Origin of the sequence: Enterococcus mundtii (assembly GCF_002947535.1) — a bacterium.
Taxonomy (GTDB): domain Bacteria; phylum Bacillota; class Bacilli; order Lactobacillales; family Enterococcaceae; genus Enterococcus_B; species Enterococcus_B mundtii_B.
The window spans coordinates 13,917-33,190 of sequence record NZ_PUAP01000053.1 but is presented as its reverse complement, the minus strand read 5'-3'; the positions used below and the strand labels follow the sequence as shown (position 1 = coordinate 33,190).

The following is a 19,274-nucleotide window of genomic DNA, read 5'->3' as shown; positions in this document are numbered from 1 at the left end:
CAAAAATTTGAAGAACAATTTTCATGGATGACGCCTTATTTCTCGAAGCTAATGTCCTGACCTCGATGTTTGATTTATTCAGATTTATTCGTTCTAATATTCTTCTCGCGGAGAAAGCGAGGAAAATTTATTGTATTCTTTGATAAAGAGCAATTCCACCGTTCCCCTTGCTCCACTCCGGTTTTTTTCAATGATGACTTCGATCACATTATCGTTTTGTGGTTCTGGCGCATCGCCATCTTCGCCACCTTCACGTTCATAGTAATCATCACGATATAAGAATGCTACGATATCTGCATCCTGCTCGATCGAACCAGACTCACGGATATCACTTAAGACAGGTCGTTTATCTTGGCGTTGTTCCACCCCACGAGAAAGCTGGGAAAGAGCAATTACGGGAACTTTTAATTCTTTCGCTAGCTTTTTCAATTGACGTGAGATATCGGATACTTCTTGTTGGCGGTTTTCTTTCCCATTTCCTTCGATCAACTGCAAGTAATCGATGAGTATCAAACCTAGATTCCCTTTTTCTTGTGCGAGTTTCCGACATTTTGCTCGTATCTCAGAGATTTTGATCCCTGGTGTATCATCAATGAAGATATTTGCTTTGGATAAACTACCCATTGCAACGATCAAATTGGACCATTCTTCTTCTGAAAGCTGTCCCGTACGTAAGTGACTCGCTTCAATCGAACCTTCCGCACAAAGCATCCGGTTGACTAATGATTCTGCCCCCATCTCTAGACTGAAGATCGCTACGGAACGATCTGTCTTTGTGCCGACATTTTGGGCAATATTCAAGGCAAAGGCGGTTTTCCCTACCGCCGGACGTGCAGCTAAAATAATCAGCTCTTCTGCTTGGAAGCCAGCAGTCATTTTATCTAATCCTTGGTAACCCGTTGGTAAACCTGTGATCTCTTCATTGTTTTGCGCGAGTTGGTCAATATTTTCAATCGTAGAATTCAAGACTTCCGCAATGGATAAGAACCCGCTACGATTACGTTTTTCTGATACTTCAAGAATGCTACGTTCCGCATCATCTAAGATGGATTGGACTTCTTCTCCTTGTTCAAATCCTCTGGTAACGATCCCTGTTGCTGTTTGGATCAAATTACGAAGCAACGATTTTTCTTCCACAATCTTTGCGTAGTAGACGATGTTTGCTGCCGTTGGTACAGCTAACGCTAAATCAGATAAGTAACTGACTCCGCCAGCATCTTCTAAGAGATTACGTTGTTCCAAACGATCTTTGACCGTCACGACGTCAATCGCTTCACTACGGTCATTCAATTCGATCATGATTTCAAAAATGATTTGATGTCCCCGACGATAAAAATCTTTCGGTTCTATGTACTCCATGGCATCGATGATCGTTTCAGCGTCTAGAAAAACAGAACCTAGAACCGCTTGCTCAGCTTCAATATTTTGCGGTGGAATTCGATCCTGCCACACTTCACTCATATTCTATCGCTCCTTGCTTTCAATTGCTTCATTTTACAAGAAAATGGCAGAAAAGTCATCCCTAAAAAATGAACATCTGTTCCAAAAAGCTGTTCCTTCGAAAATAGACCGCAAAAGTCAAAAATAATCGAAAGCTATTTTTGTCCTCTGCGGCTGATTTATCGAAGCGATTTCGTTACATGTTCTTTTCGTTTATTCAGAGACAACGTGTACCTTGATCGTTGCAGTCACTTCATGGTGTAGTTTCACAGGTACATTGGTATAACCTAACGTACGGATCGGGTTGTTCAACTCGATTTTACGTTTGTCTAATTTTACTTTGTATTGTTTATTCAAGCCTTCAGCGATTTGTTTTGATGGGATCGAGCCAAACAAACGGCTGTCTTCTCCTGCTTTGGCTTTTAATTCAACGACAGTTTCTTCTTTTTCAAGAAATTCTTTTAATTTTTTGGCTTCTTCAAGGATTTCTGCTTCTTGTTTTTCTTGGGCTTTTTTCTGTCCTTCTAGCTGACTGATGCTGCTTTTATTTGCTTCTTTTGCTAGATTGTTCTTGATCAAATAATTTTGTGCATAGCCTGTAGGGACTTCTTTGACATCGCCTTTTTTGCCTTTACCTTTGACATCTTGTAAGAAAATGACTTTCATCTCATCTACTCCTTTTTATATAATTGATTCATATTTTCTTGGATAGCAGCGAGCAGTTGTTGTTTTGCTTCTTCTACAGTCACATTTTCCAGTTGTGTTGCCGCATTGGTGAAATGTCCGCCACCGCCTAAGGATTCCATGATCAATTGGACATTGATCGTTCCTGTGCTGCGGGCACTGATACCAACTAAGCCATCCGTCCGTTTCGTAATGACGAAAGCACCGTTGATATTGACCATTGAGAGCAACGTATCTGCTGTTTTTGCTGCGATAACACTATTATACTCTTTTTCATCCGTCCCTGCTGCCACCACAATATCCTCCGTCACTTGTTCATTGTGGGCGATCAAGTGGCTGATTTCTAAATAAGTGGCTAAATCAGAGCTCAATAAATATTGTACTAAGGATGCGTCTGCACTACAAGTCTTTAAATAGCTTGCAACATCAAACGTACGTGCTGTAGTTCGCACGTTGAAGTTATTTGTATCAACGGTCATGCCAGCTAACAACAATGTCGCCTCTAAACGACTGATCCGATTGGTTCGGCTACTTTGATATTGGATCAATTCTGTGACCAACTCAGAGGCAGAAGACGCAGATGATTCAATATAGGTTAAAAGCGGTTTGCTTGGAAACTCTTCGCCTCGACGATGATGGTCAATGATCACGATCTTATCAAATTGCTCGTAAAGGCTCTGAGAGATCGATAGCGATGGTTTATGGTAATCGACCATTACGAGTAAGTCTTTGGCTTTCTTAAGCTCCATTGCACGCTCTGGCGTAATCAATTGCATCTCCAACTCTGGTTCTTTATGGATTTCTGTTAAACAGCGTTCCACATCTGGAATGATCTCTTTTTCATCGATGACGATATAGGCTTTTTTCTGATTGAAGCGTGCCAGACAACTGACTCCAACGGCTGAACCGATAGCGTCCATATCAGGGAAGCGATGCCCCATAATAAATACATCGCCTGTTTCATCAAAAATTTTGCGTAAAGCAGTACTCATCGCCCGTGAACGAACGCGCGTACGTTTGATCGTCGTCGCTGATTTCCCCCCGTAATAAGTGGGTTTCGCTCCTTCGCGAACTTCTTTCACTACAACCTGATCTCCACCACGAACCAAGGCGATATCTAAGTTATTTTGAGCTTCACTACCGATTTCTTCGAGGGTCTTTTGCCCATAGGCGATGCCCATACTAAGTGTCAATGGATGGTTTTGTCTTTCAGCTTCTGCCCGTAAACGATCTAAGAGATCAAACTTCTTATCCATCATTTTTTTCAAGTCACTCATCTGTCCAAAAAAGAAAAAGCGCTCTGAATTGATTCGTTTAAAAAACACATGATATTCATTCATCCAGTCAGAGATCAATGTCGTAATGAAGGAGTTCAAATAAGAAACTTCTTTTTCATCCAGTTTATCGACCGTATCTGCATAGTTGTCGATTGAAAGAATACCGATGATCGGCTGGCTGTTCACTTGATGGATCTTTAGTAATTGGTTTTGGGTCACGTCAATAAAATAAACGACACCTTTCACCGTATCCAATTCAAATTGAAAGGTTTTGTCGGCTAAATAGACTTGGTTTTTCTTTTTTTCTTTTGCTGAAAAAAAAGTTTCTAACAAGTCTGCTTCTAATAATGAACTTTGATCTTTCACGTTCAATGCGAAAGGGTTCAGCCAATCAATGGTTTGTGTCGCTGGTTGATAAGAGATGATCCCGACTGGCATGATCTCCGAAACATAATTCAAATTGGATTCCGCAACAGTTGAAGCTTGTTGGATCTTGTCACGATTCCTCAAAGTCAACCACCGTTTCATCTTTAAACCATAACGAATACAAAATAAATTCACGATCAGGATGAACAATGCACTGATCAATCGAAATGGCATCAATAATACAACCAAAACTTCTGCAAGGATCAATAAAAGAATGAGCAGAGGGCTCGGGCTTACTTTTATTTTTTCTTTATCCATGTCTTTCCTCCCGTAACTGATTAGCCTAATTTTACCATAACTCATGTCATGTAAGCGACTAAACACCTAAATGGAACAAAAAGAGGAAGTCACGACAGTAGTCATAACTTCCTCTGTAATGGTTTGAAACGATTGGGTATTCCTACAGAATCATTCCTAAAGCGAATTATTCTTCGCCAACGAATGGTAGTAATCCCATGATACGTGCGCGTTTGATTGCAATCGTAATTTTACGTTGGTTTTTAGCGCCTGTACCTGTTACACGACGTGGCAAGATTTTACCGCGTTCTGAGATAAATCTTTTTAGTAATTCGATATCTTTATAATCGATATATTCAATATGGTTAGCAGCGATGTAGTCTACTTTACGACGTTTACGTCCGCCTCTTCTTTGTTGTGCCATTCTATTTCCCTCCTATCAAATTCGTTTAGAATGGTAAATCATCGTCTGAAATGTCGATCGTTGAGCTTGATCCGAATGGATCAGAAGAATCACGATCAAAATCAGGCATACCGTTGGATGATTGAGATGTTTGATTATAGTTATTGTTTCCGCCGTTTCCGCCAAAATTATTTGTCGATTGACCAGTGTCTTGGTAGCCACCGCTTTGTTGACGGTTTTCAGATGCTGCACGACTTTCCAATAATTGGAAGTTTTCAGCAACTACTTCTGTTACGTACACACGTTGTCCTTGTTGATTATCATAAGAACGCGTTTGAATACGACCAGTTACACCTAAAAGAGTTCCTTTATGTGCATAGTTTGCTAGTGTTTCTGCTGATTTTCGCCAAATCACACAATTAATAAAATCCGCCTCACGGTTGCCGTTTTGGCTCGTGAAGTTACGATTGACAGCTAAAGTGAACGTTGCTACAGCAGTGCCACTTGATGTATATCGTAAATCTGGATCTTTTGTTAGACGTCCAACTAGTACAACGTTATTAATCAAAATGGTCATCTCCTCTCATCGTTTGATTGTTCCATGTGAAACAATAATTAAGCTTCTTCTTTTACGATCATGTGACGAACGATATCGTCATTGATTTTAGCAAGACGGTCAAACTCGTTGATCGCATCTGCTGATGATGGAGAAGATACTTTAACGATGTGATAGATACCTTCACGGTAACCGTTCATTTCGTATGCTAAACGGCGTTTTTCCCAATCTTTTGATTCGATAACTTCAGCTCCGTTATCTTTCAAGATTGAATCGAAACGTTCGATTAAAGCAGTTTTTGCTTCTTCATCAATGTTAGGACGAATAATATACATGATTTCATATTTCGTGTTTTCCATTGATTTTTCACCTCCCTATGGACTTTCGGCTCTCAGCTTTCCCAAGAGCAAGGAGAGTTTTCTAATAAATTAGACTACTCACAATCCTCAATTATACACGCAATGCACTGAAAAAGCAAGCTACTATCCTTTATTTTCCAAATTTTTCTCTTGAGACGAGCAAAAACCCCCAAAGATAGTTTTACCTATTCTCTGGGGGGATTTTTTAGATGATCCTGTTGGTTTTACGCTTGTTTCTATTCTTCTGTGTTGTCTGTTTCCACGTTTGTTGTGTCTGCTTCGATGGTCGCTTCTTCCGCAGGTTCTGGTTCTACTGCTGCCATGGTCACAACTTTCGTTTCTGCTTCCATCTTGATCAAACGTACGCCTAGCGTTGCTCGACCAGTTTGAGAAACCGTTGAAACGTTGAAACGGATGATGACGCCTTTGTCTGTGATCAACATAATATCCTCTTCGCCTGTCACCGTCGTCAATCCAGCTAATGGACCATTTTTCTCAGTGATATTTGCAGTTTTGATCCCTTTACCCCCACGTCCTTTGACAGGGTACTCAGAAACCTTGGTACGTTTTCCGTAACCTTTTTCTGTGATGATCAAGACTTCATGATCTTCATTCATTAAGGCTGCTCCAACAACATAATCGTCTTCTCTCAAACGAACCCCACGAACCCCAGAGGCTGTACGTCCCATATCACGAACGGCATCTTCTGCAAAAGTTACAGAATATCCATCGTGTGTACCAATGATGATATTTGATTCACCATCAGTCAATAAGACATTGACCAATTCATCATTTTCTTTCAAACCAATCGCAATCAACCCATTGCTACGGATATTGGCAAAAGCAGTGACAGTCGTACGTTTGACTGTTCCCTGGCGTGTAGTAAAGAACAAGTAATGTCCTTCCTCTGCTTCACCAGTTACTGCGATGATTGCTTGGATCTTCTCACTTGAATCAATACCAAGTAAATTGATGATCGGAATACCTTTTGCTGTACGTCCGTATTCTGGGATCTCATATCCTTTGGCACGATACACTTTTCCGTTGTTCGTAAAGAACAGCAATGTATCATGTGTCGAACAAGAAACAAGATTTTTCACGAAATCATCGTTATGGACGCCCATTCCTTGGATTCCTCGACCTCCACGACGTTGTGCGCGGAACTCGTTGTTGGCTAAACGTTTGATATAGCCATTATTCGTCAATGTGATCACGATTTCTTCTTCTTCAATCAGATCTTCATCTTCTAAACTCAAGACTTCACCGACCAATAATTCGGTACGACGTTTGTCGCCAAATCGTTGACTCAATTCAGCAAGTTCAGTTTGGATGATTTCTGTTACTCGTTCAGGGCGAGCAAGAATATCAGCTAAATCTTCAATGAGTTTCAATAATTCTTGGTATTCATTTTCGATTTTTTCTCTTTCCAAACCAGTCAAACGGCGTAAACGCATATCTAAGATTGCTTGCGATTGACGGTCAGAAAGTTCGAAGCGCTCGATCATCGCGTTTTTCGCTTCTTCATCTGATTTGGAGCCACGAATGATCGCAATGATTTCATCAATATGATCTAAGGCGATTCGTAGTCCTTCTAAGATATGTGCTCTTGCTTCCGCTTTATCCTTTTCAAAGACCGTACGACGTGTAATAACTTCGCGTTGGTGTTCAATATAATTTTCAAGGATCTGCTTCAAGCTTAGAACTTTCGGTACGCCTTTTTCGATCGCTAACATATTGAAACCAAATGAGTTTTGTAAGGATGTCAATTTGTAGAGATTATTCAAAATGACAGAAGCACTCGCGTCACGACGTACATCGATCACGATACGCATTCCTTCACGAGAAGATTCATCTCTTAAATCCGTAATACCTTCAATTCGTTTATCACGATGCAATTCTGAAATTCGCTCAATCAATTTCGCTTTATTGACCATGTATGGCAATTCAGTGACTAAGATCCGCTCTTTGCCATTTGGCATTTCCGTGATTTCTACTTTTGCTCGAACAGTGATCGAACCTTTTCCTGTTTCATACGCCCGACGAATGCCGGATTTACCCATGACTAAACCGCCGGTAGGAAAATCAGGACCAGGTAAGACTTCCATCAATTCATTGGTTGTGACATCTGGATTTTCCATCAACAGATCAATCGCTGCTACAACTTCTGTCAGATTATGTGGCGGGATATTCGTCGCCATTCCGACTGCGATCCCTGTCGTACCATTGACTAATAAGTTAGGAAAACGTGCCGGTAAGACAACTGGTTCTTTTTCCGTATCATCGTAGTTGCTTTGGAAATCAACCGTATTTTTGTTGATATCACGTAACATTTCTGTCGCGATTTTACTCATTCTTGCTTCGGTATAACGCATCGCAGCTGCGCCATCTCCATCAACTGACCCAAAGTTTCCGTGACCATCTACTAACATGTAGCGATAGCTAAAAGGTTGCGCCATCCGAACCATTGACTCATAGATCGCACTATCACCATGGGGATGGTATTTACCCATAACGTCCCCCACGATTCTGGCTGATTTCTTGTGTGCTTTGTCTGGTGTGACACCTAGCTCATTCATCCCATATAAAATACGGCGGTGAACTGGTTTTAATCCATCTCTAACATCTGGTAAAGCCCGAGCGACAATGACACTCATGGCGTAATCTATGAAGGAGTCTTTCATTTCGCTAGTTAGATTGACATCATGGATGTTTTCTCTGATTTCTTCACTCATTTTTCTTCCTCCTTCATGATTAAATATCTAGATTTTTAACATAGTGAGCATTTTCTTCAATGAATGCACGACGAGGTTCCACTCGATCACCCATCAACATTTCAAATACTTCATCGGCAGCAATCGCATCATCTACACTGACACGAGCCATCATACGTTTGCTTGGATCCATCGTCGTTTCCCATAATTGATGATCATCCATCTCACCAAGCCCTTTGTATCGTTGGACACTTGGTTTTGGTGTTGCTGGTAGTGATTCGATGACTTTTCTCAACTCTTCTTCGGCATTTTTCCCTGGTTGGACATACGTGATTTTCTTTCCTTGTTTGACGCCGTATAACGGTGGTTGCGCGATATACACATACCCAGCTTCCACGATTGGGCGCATATAACGATAAAAGAGCGTCAATAGCAACGTACGAATGTGGGCACCATCGACATCGGCATCGGTCATGATGACTAATTTATGGTAACGTGATTTGGACACGTCGAAATCTTCACCAAACCCTGTACCCATCGCTGTAAACAGTGAACGGATTTCTTCGTTGGCTAAAATTTTATCCATACTTGCTTTTTCAACGTTCAAGATTTTCCCGCGGATCGGTAAAATCGCTTGGAATTCACGGCTTCGTCCTTGTTTTGCTGAACCACCGGCTGAATCTCCTTCGACGATGAACAATTCGCTTTTTTCAGGATCATTGCTGGAACAATCGGCTAATTTACCAGGTAGATTACTGATTTCCAATGCCCCTTTTCTTCTAGTCACTTCACGCGCGCGTTTAGCCGCTAAGCGGGCTCTAGAGGCAAGTAGTCCTTTTTCGACGATCTGACGGCCCACACTTGGGTTTTCCAATAAGAATTTCATGAAATGTTCACTGAACAAACGATCAGTGACCGTGCGTACTTCTGAGTTTCCTAATTTTGTTTTCGTTTGTCCTTCAAACTGCGGATCTGGATGCTTGATCGAAATGACTGCTGTCAATCCTTCACGCACATCTTCACCTATCAAATTATCATCATTTTCTTTCATCAATTTTTGCTTACGGGCATAATCATTGATGACCCGTGTCAAAGCTGTCTTAAATCCTGATTCATGTGTTCCGCCTTCGTACGTATGGATATTGTTGGCAAAACTCATGATATTGGAATGATAACCGTCTGTATATTGCATCGAAACTTCGACAGTGATTTCTTGTTGCTCCCCTTCTAAATAAACAGGTTCTGGGAAAATCACTGTTTTGCTCGCATTTAAATATTCGACGTAGCTTTTGATTCCACCGTCATAATGGTATTCTTTCACGACAGGCTTTTCTTCCCGACGATCTTCAATTGAGATTTTCATCCCACGATTCAAGAAAGCCAGCTCACGGATACGAGTCGCCAATTTATTAAAGTCGAAAGTTGTCGTTTCTGTAAAAATTTCTGGGTCTGGGATAAAGTGAACGGTCGTTCCACTCAAATCAGTGTCACCGATGACTTTCAAATCATCCACTACCGCCCCACGACGATATTCTTGGTAATAGATCTTGCTATCTTTGTAGACTTTGACATCTAATAGTGTCGATAGTGCATTAACAACGGACGAACCAACCCCATGCAGACCACCTGATACTTTGTAGCCGCCTCCGCCAAATTTACCACCCGCATGCAAGACAGTAAAAACAGTCTCTACAGCTGGACGACCGGTCTTCGCTTGGATATCGACCGGAATCCCACGACCATCATCGATGACAGTGATACTGTTGTCTTCTTCAATGATGACTTGGATCTTTGTCGCAAATCCTGCCAAGACTTCATCGATCGAATTATCGACGATTTCCCATACTAAGTGGTGGAGTCCTTCTGAACTTGTTGAACCAATGTACATCCCCGGACGTTTCCGAACGGCTTCAAGACCTTCAAGCACTTGAATCTGACTGGCATCATATTCTTTTGCGCGCTCGACTAAACTTCTTTCTTCTGTCATGTATGTTTATTCTCCTTTTATTTCTCCCTGCTGAACATAAAAAATCTCAGGTTCAACAGTCATTTTATTTTTAACGTGATCCAGGGAGGTAGTGGTTAAGAATGTCTGTACTTTCCCTTCGATCGTTTCAAGTAAATGGAGTTGACGCTGGTCGTCTAACTCACTCATCACGTCATCTAGTAAGAGGATCGGATACTCGCCTGTTTCTTCTTTGATCAAATCAATTTCTGCTAATTTGACACTTAATGCCGTTGTTCGTTGTTGACCTTGAGAACCAAAATTTTGCACGTTTTTTTCATTGACAAAAAAAGAAAGGTCATCTCGATGGGGACCCACAGTGGTTGCCCCTCGAAAGAGATCTTTCTTTTTGTTTTGCTCGAGTAACGTCAAAAATTGTGACTGGATCTCTTGAACTGTCATGGTGTCTAAAGAAGAGAGGGCGGTCACATATTCGATGGCCAACTGTTCTTTTTGATGTGTGATTTGTTGATGTAAAGAATTTGCCCAATATTCTAAACGCTTGATAAATTGGGCTCTTGCCTTTAGTACTTTGCTACCAAATTCTGCTAATTGTTCAGATAAAATATCAAGGTAAAGTAAATCCGTTTGTTTTTTTTCATTCAATTGCTTCAAATATTGATTTCTTTGCTTTAGGATTGCTTGATATTGGACAAGATCATAAAGATAGATTGGATTGATCTGACCTAATTCCATATCTAAAAATTTGCGTCGGATCTGTGGGCTTCCTTTTACTAAAGAAAGATCTTCAGGAGCAAATAAAATGACATTCAATTGTCCAACGTAACTACTTAACTTCTTTTGTTCGATATGATTGATCTTTGTTTTTCGTCCTTTTTTAGACAATTGGATCTCTAAAGGGATCTTAGAGGTCCCTCTTGTGATCTCTCCTTGGATCATCGACTGCTCATCGTTCCATCCAATCAACTCTTGTTCGCTATTCGTACGATGACTTCTTGTCATTGCAAGCACATAAATACTTTCCAAAAGATTCGTTTTTCCTTGAGCATTTTCTCCTAAAAAAATCACGAGGTTTTTGGAAAAATCAATTTGCAATTCTTGATAGTTTCGATAATTTTTGAGGTGCAGCTTATTCAGCCTCATTATCGTTATTCCCTTTTTTTACCATAAAAAAAGTTCCTGCTTCTGGAACTTCGATCATCATACCGGGATAAAGCTTTCGTCCACGACGATTTTCTGGCTCGCCATCAACCAAAACCGTGTTTTCTGCTAAATACCATTTTGCTTGTCCACCACTGCCGATGACTGTGACTTCTTTCAGCATTTGACCCAACGTCATAAACTCAGTTTTTAGAATGACTTGTTGTTTCACTCTTCATCCCTCATTTTCATTATTAAAAGTATACTTTATTATACCCTTTTTTTCGCAAGAAAACAAATTTATCCATATATTTTTCCATATGAGCGGATTTAAATGAAAAAAGGTGATTTGAACAAAAAGAAACAGAAAGCCTTAAAATTGATTTTAGGGCCTTCTGTTTAAAATGGTTTATTTTTTCAGTTTATTTCAATTAGTATTTTAGTTTGTGCGTACTGGAGTAATCAATTGGATGAATTGTACTCCATCTTCCGTTGGTTCTAACGTAAATGGACGAATAGCAGAAATGAATTTTACTTTGATACTCATATCGCCAAATGCACGCAAAGCAGCTTTCATGTAATCCGGATTAAAGGAAATATCCAGCGGATCACCAGTGCTAGTCGTATAGTTCAAGCTTTCTTCTACTTTTCCGATTTCAGGAGAATTACCGTATAGAACAACAGAATCAGGCTGAATCGACAAACGAACGATATTGTTGCGTCCTTCATGTGAGAGCAAAGAGGCACGCTCAATCGCTGCTAAAAAGCTTGGGACAGAAAATTCAACTTCGGTATTGAAACTTGAAGGAATCAAACGATTCGTATCGGGATAATTCCCTTCTAACAAGCGTGAATAAAAATACATATTTTCAGTTTTGAACAATACTTGGTTTTCCATAATACTGATTTCTACGATTTCTTCTTCGTTTGTCAATGAACGTGATAATTCAGTCAAACTTTTTCCAGGAATCACGATATCGAATTGATCAGCTGATTGTTCGATCGGGATCACTCGTTGACTCAAACGATGGGAGTCAGTTGCTACTGCCAATAACGAGTTGTCTTTCAAAATGAAATGAACACCTGTCAGGATCGGGCGACTTTCATGTTGAGAAACAGCAAACACTGTTTCGTTGATCAATTTGGTCAACACATGTACAGGTAATTTCATCTGGTTGTGACTCTCTACAACAGGAAGATGAGGGTAATTATCCGCATCTAACCCATTCACTAAGAAATTCGCTTTCCCTGAAGTAATGGCCACTTGTTTGTTTTCTAACACTTCTAGCGTAAAGGTTTCTTCGGGCAATCGACGAATGATTTCACTGAAGAAGCGAGCTTGTAGAACAATGGCTCCTGTTGCTTCAATTTGCATTTGCGCTTTTTCATTTTCAACAGATAGAAAGGTTTCAATTGAAATATCTGCATTACTTCCTGTTAAAGTCAGCCCTTCTTGATTGAGGGTGATTTTGACCCCAGTCAAAATAGGAATTGTCGTTTTACTTGAAATCGCACGCTGAACAGTTTGCAATTCTTGCATAAATGTTGCGCGGTTTAAGGTTACTTTCATTGTAGATCTCCTTTGCCATATATTTATTTTATTATTAGTAAATAAAGTAATAAAAGTATTAGGTACTGTTGATACTGTGGAAAACTATAAAAATGCTAGAAGAGAAAAGAAAAAACAGCTGTGGAAAATATGTGTATAACTTTCGAATGATTTCTCTTTTTATCCACAATGCGTTTTTCTTTCTATCAAGCATCTTTTTTAGTTTAATAGGAAATTTTTGATTTCTGATACTTCATTTTGCATGCTGACACTTGAATCGATCAGCTGCTGGATCTTTTCGTGCGCATGGATGACTGTCGTATGGTCTTTACCACCAAATTCAGCGCCGATTTTAGGAAGAGAGCTATCGGTTAATTCCCGAGCCAAGTACATAGCGATTTGACGAGGAACAACGATCGATTTGACGCGTTTCTTTCCTTTTAGATCCTTTAATTGGATATGATAATACTTTGCAACTTCTTCTTGGATCTGCAAAATCGAGAGTTGCGGGTGACCTTTGCCAGATTTCAATGTCTTTAAAGCATCAGCAGCTAAACTAGTTGATATATCTTCACTATTCATCGTAGCAAACGCTTGAACACGTACAAGGGCGCCTTCTAGTTCACGAATATTGGAATCGATTTGTCCCGCAATATAACTTAAGGTATCATCGGGGATCTCTAAGCGCTCTGCTGCAGCTTTTTTTCTCAAAATAGCTGTTCTTGTTTCTAGATCAGGTGGCGTGATATCTACTGAAAGACCCCAAGCAAAGCGAGAAACGAGACGTTCTTGCAATTTAGGGATTTCGTTTGGTAAACGATCACTCGTTAGGACGATTTGCTTTCCTTCATTGTAAAGCGCATTGAAGGTATGGAAAAATTCTTCTTGAGTTGCTTCTTTCTCAGCAAAAAATTGAATATCATCGACTAATAGTAGGTCAACATTTCGATATTCTTGGCGAAATTCTTCGGCCGTTTTATTTTGGATCGAATTGATAAAATCATTGGCAAACGTCTCACTGCTTACATATTTGACCTTCGCATTCGGTTGACTTAACAACATTTGATGACCAATCGCGTGCATCAAGTGAGTCTTACCAAGTCCGACACCACCGTAGAAGAACAATGGATTATAGATCGAACCAGGATCTTCAGCGACGACCAAGGCAGCCGCATGAGCCATCTGGTTGCCTTTTCCGATAACAAACGTATCGAAGGTATACTTAGGATTCAACATCGCTTTTTTGATTGGTGTGATTGGGGGAACTTTCATTGTTTTGATTTCTTCAACTTCTTCTTGTTCCGCTTCTTCACCGGTCACAAAACGTGGAATAATCTCTTTTCCCGTTAACATGTAGCCGACCTCAACAATCTTTGTTGCGAGATTTTTTTCCCAATATTCCTTATGGATCTTGCTTGGAACAGTCACCACTAATTGGCTTTGTTCTAAGGATTTAGGTTGCGCTGTCTCAATCCAAGTATTGTAACTTGCTGGAGACAGTTCTTTTTGATAAGTCGTTTTTAATTCAGTCCATAAAGCATCGAGGGATACCATACAAGGCCTCCTCCTTCATTAAAAGTAAATAGCTAGTACTAATTTAGCATTTTTTACAAAAGTTTTCCACAGAAAGAAAAGAAAAAAATTTTTTATAACAATTATCCACATTATCCAGAAGGAAAAAAAAGAAGAAAAACACAGAGAGGAAAAAAAGATATCCACAAGAGTAATCAACAGGTGGATAAGTAGTGTAAAACTAGAGATTTACCCAGTGGGTTGTGGATAAAAAAAGCAATAATGACAGTACTTACAGAAATCAATGCACAGGAAATTCTGAAATTGTGGATTACTTATTTTCAGCTGTTTATTCTGTGTAAAAACTAAGGGTAAATTGCTGTGGAAAACTTCTGTGCATAACTTTATCCACATTGAAAACACAGTGCGAAAAATACCGTTGTGGATAAAATGAGAGAATTATTTTCGAATAAAAGCTTTTTTTTATATTGACAAACCACCTAGGTACTCGTTATACTATCAAAGTATGTCTGTGTTTAATTCATGTACATGTAGATAAGAATTTCTGGAGGTGGAACAAGATGAAAAGAACATACCAACCAAATAAACGTAAACGTCAAAAAGTTCACGGATTCCGTAAACGTATGAGTACTAAAAATGGACGTCGTGTTTTAGCTAGCCGTCGTCGTAAAGGAAGAAAAGTTCTTTCAGCTTAGACCACTGGGGTTACAGTGGTTTTTTTTATGCCCTTTTTTAGAGGAAAAGGTGAAAGACTTAGAGGAAATATGGTATGATTGGGAGCGTAAGTGAGAGATAGAAAAGGAAAGAAAACGAATGAAAAAAGCGTATCGAGTGAAAAAAGAACGAGAGTTCCAAGCGGTGTTTCAAACCGGCGCTTCCTTTGCTAACCGTAAGTTTGTCGTGTACCGTTTAGAAAAGAAGGAACAACCGCATTTTCGTGTTGGCTTATCTGTAGGTAAGAAAGTCGGAAACGCTGTATGTCGCAATGAAGTAAAACGAAAAATCCGTGCGGCGATCTATTCATTGAAAGAGGAGATCGAGCCGGAATTGGATTTTATTGTGATTGCTAGACCAAGCATCAAAGGACTGACTTACGATGAGATTCGCTCCAACTTAGTCCATGTCTTAAAGCTTGCAAAAATAATCGACAGAGAGGAAAAGAGTAAGTGAAGAAATACAAACGTTTACTTTTGATGGCCGGACTTGTCGGTCTGATCATCGTCTTATCCGGTTGTGGAACTGGAGAAGTCAGCGCACAAAGTACAGGGGTTTGGGATCGCTACATTGTTTATTATTTTGCAGAAGCGATTAAAGCATTGTCATTTGGAAATGTTGGGATCGGGATCATTTTATTCACGATCATCATTCGCGTGATTTTATTACCATTAATGCATTTCCAAACAAAAAGTATGCGTAAGACCCAAGAACTTCAACCAAAACTAAAAGCGATCCAACAAGAATATAGTTCAAAAGATCCTGAAACACAAAGTAAGTTAAGAGAAGCACAACAACGGTTATATGCTGAAAATGGTGTGAATCCATATGCGGGTTGTTTACCATTATTAGTACAAATGCCAATCTTAATGGCTTTATGGCAATCAATTTCTCGTGTTCCTGCGTTGAGTCAAGGTCACTTCTTATGGTTGAACTTAGGGAACGCTGACCCAACCTTTATTTTACCAGTCTTGGCTGCCATCTTTACATTTGCAAGTACGTATCTATCAAGCATGAGCCAAGTGGAATCGAATGCTTCATTGAAAGTCATGAACTTTGCGATGCCAGTGATGATTTTAGTCATGGGGGTCAATTTAGCTAGTGGACTTTCACTATACTGGGTAGTATCAAATGCTTTCCAAGTGTTCCAAACACTATTGATCAATAATCCATTTAAAATCAAACGTGAGCGTGAAGAAGAAGCACAACGTATCCGTGAAAAAGAACGTGCTTTGCGTAAGGCACAAAGTCCTAAGAAAAAACGTAAAAAATAAGGGAGGGAATGCAAATGCCGATTTATGAAGCTGCAACCGTAGATGAAGCTGTTGAAATTGGATTGAAGGAGTTAGGACTAGCAAAAGAGCAAGTCGCTATTGAGATACTTGATGAAGGAAAAAAAGGATTTCTCGGAATGGGAAAAAGAAACGCCAAACTTTCAATCGAACCGAATATCAGCGAAGTTGTCTCTGAAACGATTGAAGAAACCGTAGAAGAAGTGTTGGAAGAAACATCTGTTCAACCAGAAAATACGGATGAAATCGAACCTGAGGACTTGATTGAAGAGAAAAGTGAATTAGGTGACGAAGCAGCTTTATCGGAATTAGCAACCTATCTCACTGAGATCTCCCAGCAACTAAATGCACCAGCTGTAGTAAACATGACAAGAGAAGCGAATTTGATCGTCTTCCACTTAGAAACGGATAAACAAGGTTTATTGATCGGCAAACATGGAAAAACGTTGAATGCCTTGCAATATTTGGCACAAGTGTTTATTCACCGAGTAGCCGGTAATAAATTATCCGTCGTTGTAAACGTAGGCAATTATCGTGAGAAACGACAAGAGATCATCCAACGTTTAGCTGAGCGCACCGCAGAAAAAGTCTTGCGTACAGGGCAACCAGTATTTTTAGAACCGATGCCCGCGTTTGAACGCAAACAAATCCACGCGGCGTTAAGTAAACATGAGGGGGTACAAACCCACTCAGAAGGTGATGAACCGTATCGTTACTTAGTTGTCGAACCAGTCAGATAGCGATTACGAAGTGAAGGACTCAAAATCTTACGATCAGATTGACAAACTTTTCCAAACAAAGTATATTTTATTAGAAATCATTCTTATCGGAGTATACGATGGTAGTCTTTACTTTGGTAGAAAAAACGTGCAGAGCTTTCGCTCTGCACGTTTTTTTGTGATCAACCAATCGTTGTTTGAACAAACTGGATCACGGTACCATAGGCAAAAAGTTCGATGATCTGTTTGCCATCTCGGGGTTTTTGTTGATATTCAAAGTGACAATTGATGACCGCATTTGCGCCATAATCTAACACTTTCTTTTTTAATTTTTGTTTTGTGGTCAAGAACATGTCATCACTATTGAATGTAGGATCGAATAAGTCTCCTTCAATACATTCTGCGACAAACACGATATCTCTAACGATATATTTTTGATTGATATTCCCTGTTGATAACACAACTTCATTGATTCGTGGATCATCTACCCCATCCACTGCACTAGGCTTAAATTGGGCCATAATTTTTGCTCCTTTCGGTAAAGAAAAAGTATGTAGATACCGCTACCATTTAAGTGTACCGTTTTTCAGAGCAAAGATAAAGATATAAGAGAAGATTTACTTCTAGAGAGAGTTATCTAATGGTACTTCCAGTCAAAAGTGACCTATACAGAAAAGGTTAAGAATGGTTCGTTACTCTCTTAAAATTAAACAAAAAAGCTTGATTCCTAGAATCAGATATGATAGTCTATGACCAGAATTTAAACAGAACAAGCAGTCAAAGTGCGAAGTTCACCATTTATTGCAAAGGGTGAAGTGGGCACTTTTTTTGTGCGTAAAATGAAAAAGGAAGTGAAAAAATGGCTGAAATAACCTTAGAATTTGATACGATTGCAGCAATCTCTACGCCACCGGGTGAAGGGGCGATAAGCATTGTGCGTTTAAGCGGTGATCAAGCGCTAACCATTGCCAATAAAGTCTATCAAAGTGGCAATAAACAGTTGTTGGATGTTCCTAGTCATACGATTCACTATGGGCATATCGTCGATCCCAAAAGTGAACAATTAGTCGATGAAGTCATGGTATCCGTCATGCGCGCACCACGAACATTTACCCGAGAAGATGTTGTAGAAATCAATTGTCATGGGGGCATCGTTGTCGTCAATCAAATTTTACAGCTTCTATTAAGAGAAGGCGCACGTTTAGCAGAGCCAGGAGAATTTACAAAGCGTGCTTTTCTAAATGGACGTGTTGATTTATCCCAAGCTGAAGCAGTTATGGATCTGATCCGTGCGAAAACAGACAAGGCAATGGGTGTCGCGTTGAACCAATTGGATGGGAATCTGTCTGCATTGATCCGTTCCCTTCGACAAGAGATTTTAGAGACATTAGCACAAGTGGAAGTGAATATCGACTACCCTGAATATGATGATGTCGAAGAATTGACGACAAAACTTCTATTAGAAAAAGCGCAGATGATCCAACAACGTATCGAAGTTCTTTTAGCAACATCACAACAAGGCAAGGTCTTGCGAGAAGGATTAAGTACGGCCATCATCGGTCGTCCAAACGTTGGTAAGTCAAGCTTACTGAACCATTTATTACGAGAAGAAAAGGCCATCGTGACGGATATTGCGGGAACGACAAGAGATGTGATTGAAGAATACGTCAATGTTCGTGGCGTACCGTTGAAACTGATCGACACAGCAGGTATTCGGGAAACAGAAGATATCGTGGAACAAATCGGTGTTGCTCGTAGTCGCAAAGCCTTGGCAGAATCAGAATTGATCTTACTTGTTTTGAATCAAAGCGAACCATTGACGATTGAAGATGAACAGTTATTGGAAGCAACCAAAGGATTGAAACGGATCATTCTATTGAATAAAACTGATTTACCGAAACAATTAGAGGAAGACAAGCTTTTATCATTGATCGAGGATGAACCAGTATTCGCTGTATCGGTTGCCAATAATGAAGGATTAGACCGATTAGAAACAGCAATTTCTGAGTTGTTCTTTGGCGGGCAAACTGGTGAAAGAGATGCAACTTACGTGTCCAATACCCGTCATATTGCCTTGCTCGAAAAAGCGGCCATCTCTTTACAAGAAGTGATCGCAGGAATCGATGTGGGTATGCCTGTTGACCTAGTTCAAATGGATATGACTCGCTGTTGGGATTACCTTGGTGAAGTCGTAGGAGATAGTGTCCAAGATGAATTGATCACACAATTGTTTAGTCAATTTTGTCTTGGAAAATAAAGGAGGAACAG

At 39.9% G+C, this 19,274-nt stretch carries 18 protein-coding genes; 5 read left to right on the top strand and 13 right to left on the bottom strand.

The window, feature by feature from the left end; genetic code table 11:
• Positions 1–93: 93 nt before the first annotated feature.
• The 12 genes from dnaB to dnaA form a co-directional block, all read right to left on the bottom strand.
• Positions 94–1,461 carry a replicative DNA helicase gene (gene dnaB / locus CUS89_RS15200; protein WP_010734552.1) on the bottom strand — a complete coding sequence of 456 codons (1,368 nt, stop codon included), beginning with the start codon at positions 1,459–1,461 and terminating at the stop codon, positions 94–96.
• Positions 1,462–1,653: 192 nt separating this feature from the next.
• Positions 1,654–2,106: a 50S ribosomal protein L9 gene (gene rplI, locus CUS89_RS15195; protein ID WP_010734553.1), complete on the bottom strand. Its 453-nt coding sequence runs from the start codon at positions 2,104–2,106 to the stop codon at positions 1,654–1,656.
• A gap of 5 nt (positions 2,107–2,111) precedes the next feature.
• Positions 2,112–4,085, bottom strand: a complete 1,974-nt coding sequence (locus CUS89_RS15190) for a DHH family phosphoesterase (RefSeq protein ID WP_071867651.1) — start codon at positions 4,083–4,085, stop codon at positions 2,112–2,114.
• A gap of 166 nt (positions 4,086–4,251) precedes the next feature.
• A complete protein-coding gene (gene rpsR / locus CUS89_RS15185) occupies positions 4,252–4,488 on the bottom strand; it encodes a 30S ribosomal protein S18 (protein WP_010734555.1) in 237 nt (78 codons plus the stop codon).
• Between the two features lie 25 nt (positions 4,489–4,513).
• Complete coding sequence (gene ssb / locus CUS89_RS15180) at positions 4,514–5,035, bottom strand: single-stranded DNA-binding protein (RefSeq protein WP_010734556.1); 522 nt, start codon at positions 5,033–5,035, stop codon at positions 4,514–4,516.
• Positions 5,036–5,082: 47 nt separating this feature from the next.
• Positions 5,083–5,382 (bottom strand): 30S ribosomal protein S6, encoded by a 300-nt coding sequence (gene rpsF, locus CUS89_RS15175; RefSeq protein ID WP_019723039.1) that lies wholly within the window; start codon positions 5,380–5,382, stop codon positions 5,083–5,085.
• Positions 5,383–5,618: 236 nt separating this feature from the next.
• Positions 5,619–8,114, bottom strand: coding sequence for a DNA gyrase subunit A (gyrA, locus tag CUS89_RS15170; protein ID WP_104872722.1), 2,496 nt, complete (start codon positions 8,112–8,114; stop codon positions 5,619–5,621).
• Between the two features lie 19 nt (positions 8,115–8,133).
• Positions 8,134–10,080 carry a DNA topoisomerase (ATP-hydrolyzing) subunit B gene (gene gyrB, locus CUS89_RS15165; RefSeq protein ID WP_104872721.1) on the bottom strand — a complete coding sequence of 649 codons (1,947 nt, stop codon included), beginning with the start codon at positions 10,078–10,080 and terminating at the stop codon, positions 8,134–8,136.
• A 6-nt stretch (positions 10,081–10,086) separates the two neighbouring features.
• Positions 10,087–11,202, bottom strand: coding sequence for a DNA replication/repair protein RecF (gene recF / locus CUS89_RS15160; RefSeq protein WP_104872720.1), 1,116 nt, complete (start codon positions 11,200–11,202; stop codon positions 10,087–10,089).
• Positions 11,189–11,431 (bottom strand): S4 domain-containing protein YaaA, encoded by a 243-nt coding sequence (yaaA, locus tag CUS89_RS15155; RefSeq protein WP_019723041.1) that lies wholly within the window; start codon positions 11,429–11,431, stop codon positions 11,189–11,191. Before yaaA ends, recF begins: the two co-directional genes overlap by 14 nt.
• Before the next feature lie 207 nt (positions 11,432–11,638).
• Positions 11,639–12,769, bottom strand: coding sequence for a DNA polymerase III subunit beta (dnaN, locus tag CUS89_RS15150; protein ID WP_019723042.1), 1,131 nt, complete (start codon positions 12,767–12,769; stop codon positions 11,639–11,641).
• Between the two features lie 198 nt (positions 12,770–12,967).
• Positions 12,968–14,302 carry a chromosomal replication initiator protein DnaA gene (gene dnaA, locus CUS89_RS15145; protein WP_023518857.1) on the bottom strand — a complete coding sequence of 445 codons (1,335 nt, stop codon included), beginning with the start codon at positions 14,300–14,302 and terminating at the stop codon, positions 12,968–12,970.
• Positions 14,303–14,841: 539 nt separating this feature from the next.
• Here dnaA and rpmH point away from each other — a divergent pair.
• From rpmH to jag, 4 genes are all read left to right on the top strand, one after another.
• On the top strand, positions 14,842–14,976 hold the full coding sequence (gene rpmH / locus CUS89_RS15140; protein ID WP_002293121.1) for a 50S ribosomal protein L34: 135 nt from the start codon (positions 14,842–14,844) through the stop codon (positions 14,974–14,976).
• Positions 14,977–15,094: 118 nt separating this feature from the next.
• Complete coding sequence (rnpA, locus tag CUS89_RS15135) at positions 15,095–15,451, top strand: ribonuclease P protein component (RefSeq protein ID WP_010734564.1); 357 nt, start codon at positions 15,095–15,097, stop codon at positions 15,449–15,451.
• Positions 15,448–16,269 (top strand): YidC/Oxa1 family membrane protein insertase, encoded by an 822-nt coding sequence (locus tag CUS89_RS15130; protein WP_104872719.1) that lies wholly within the window; start codon positions 15,448–15,450, stop codon positions 16,267–16,269. Before rnpA ends, CUS89_RS15130 begins: the two co-directional genes overlap by 4 nt.
• Positions 16,270–16,283: 14 nt before the next feature.
• Complete coding sequence (gene jag, locus CUS89_RS15125) at positions 16,284–17,027, top strand: RNA-binding cell elongation regulator Jag/EloR (RefSeq protein ID WP_104872718.1); 744 nt, start codon at positions 16,284–16,286, stop codon at positions 17,025–17,027.
• Positions 17,028–17,188: 161 nt separating this feature from the next.
• Here the strand turns inward: jag and CUS89_RS15120 are convergent, their stop codons facing one another.
• Positions 17,189–17,527: a heavy metal-binding domain-containing protein gene (locus CUS89_RS15120; RefSeq protein WP_010734567.1), complete on the bottom strand. Its 339-nt coding sequence runs from the start codon at positions 17,525–17,527 to the stop codon at positions 17,189–17,191.
• 338 nt (positions 17,528–17,865) lie between these two features.
• Between CUS89_RS15120 and mnmE the strand changes: the two genes are divergently transcribed.
• A complete protein-coding gene (mnmE, locus tag CUS89_RS15115; protein WP_104872717.1) occupies positions 17,866–19,263 on the top strand; it encodes a tRNA uridine-5-carboxymethylaminomethyl(34) synthesis GTPase MnmE in 1,398 nt (465 codons plus the stop codon).
• Positions 19,264–19,274 lie beyond the last annotated feature (11 nt).

Coding starts and splice junctions, on each gene's coding strand:
- rpsR (WP_010734555.1), bottom strand. CDS start 4,488: ATGGCACAACAAAGAAGAGGCGGACGTAAACGTCGTAAAGTAGACTAC.
- CUS89_RS15190 (WP_071867651.1), bottom strand. CDS start 4,085: ATGGATAAAGAAAAAATAAAAGTAAGCCCGAGCCCTCTGCTCATTCTT.
- dnaN (WP_019723042.1), bottom strand. CDS start 12,769: ATGAAAGTAACCTTAAACCGCGCAACATTTATGCAAGAATTGCAAACT.
- dnaB (WP_010734552.1), bottom strand. CDS start 1,461: ATGAGTGAAGTGTGGCAGGATCGAATTCCACCGCAAAATATTGAAGCT.
- rpmH (WP_002293121.1), top strand. CDS start 14,842: ATGAAAAGAACATACCAACCAAATAAACGTAAACGTCAAAAAGTTCAC.
- dnaA (WP_023518857.1), bottom strand. CDS start 14,302: ATGGTATCCCTCGATGCTTTATGGACTGAATTAAAAACGACTTATCAA.
- jag (WP_104872718.1), top strand. CDS start 16,284: ATGCCGATTTATGAAGCTGCAACCGTAGATGAAGCTGTTGAAATTGGA.
- rplI (WP_010734553.1), bottom strand. CDS start 2,106: ATGAAAGTCATTTTCTTACAAGATGTCAAAGGTAAAGGCAAAAAAGGC.
- rpsF (WP_019723039.1), bottom strand. CDS start 5,382: ATGGAAAACACGAAATATGAAATCATGTATATTATTCGTCCTAACATT.
- recF (WP_104872720.1), bottom strand. CDS start 11,202: ATGAGGCTGAATAAGCTGCACCTCAAAAATTATCGAAACTATCAAGAA.
- gyrB (WP_104872721.1), bottom strand. CDS start 10,080: ATGACAGAAGAAAGAAGTTTAGTCGAGCGCGCAAAAGAATATGATGCC.
- mnmE (WP_104872717.1), top strand. CDS start 17,866: ATGGCTGAAATAACCTTAGAATTTGATACGATTGCAGCAATCTCTACG.
- gyrA (WP_104872722.1), bottom strand. CDS start 8,114: ATGAGTGAAGAAATCAGAGAAAACATCCATGATGTCAATCTAACTAGC.
- CUS89_RS15120 (WP_010734567.1), bottom strand. CDS start 17,527: ATGGCCCAATTTAAGCCTAGTGCAGTGGATGGGGTAGATGATCCACGA.
- rnpA (WP_010734564.1), top strand. CDS start 15,095: ATGAAAAAAGCGTATCGAGTGAAAAAAGAACGAGAGTTCCAAGCGGTG.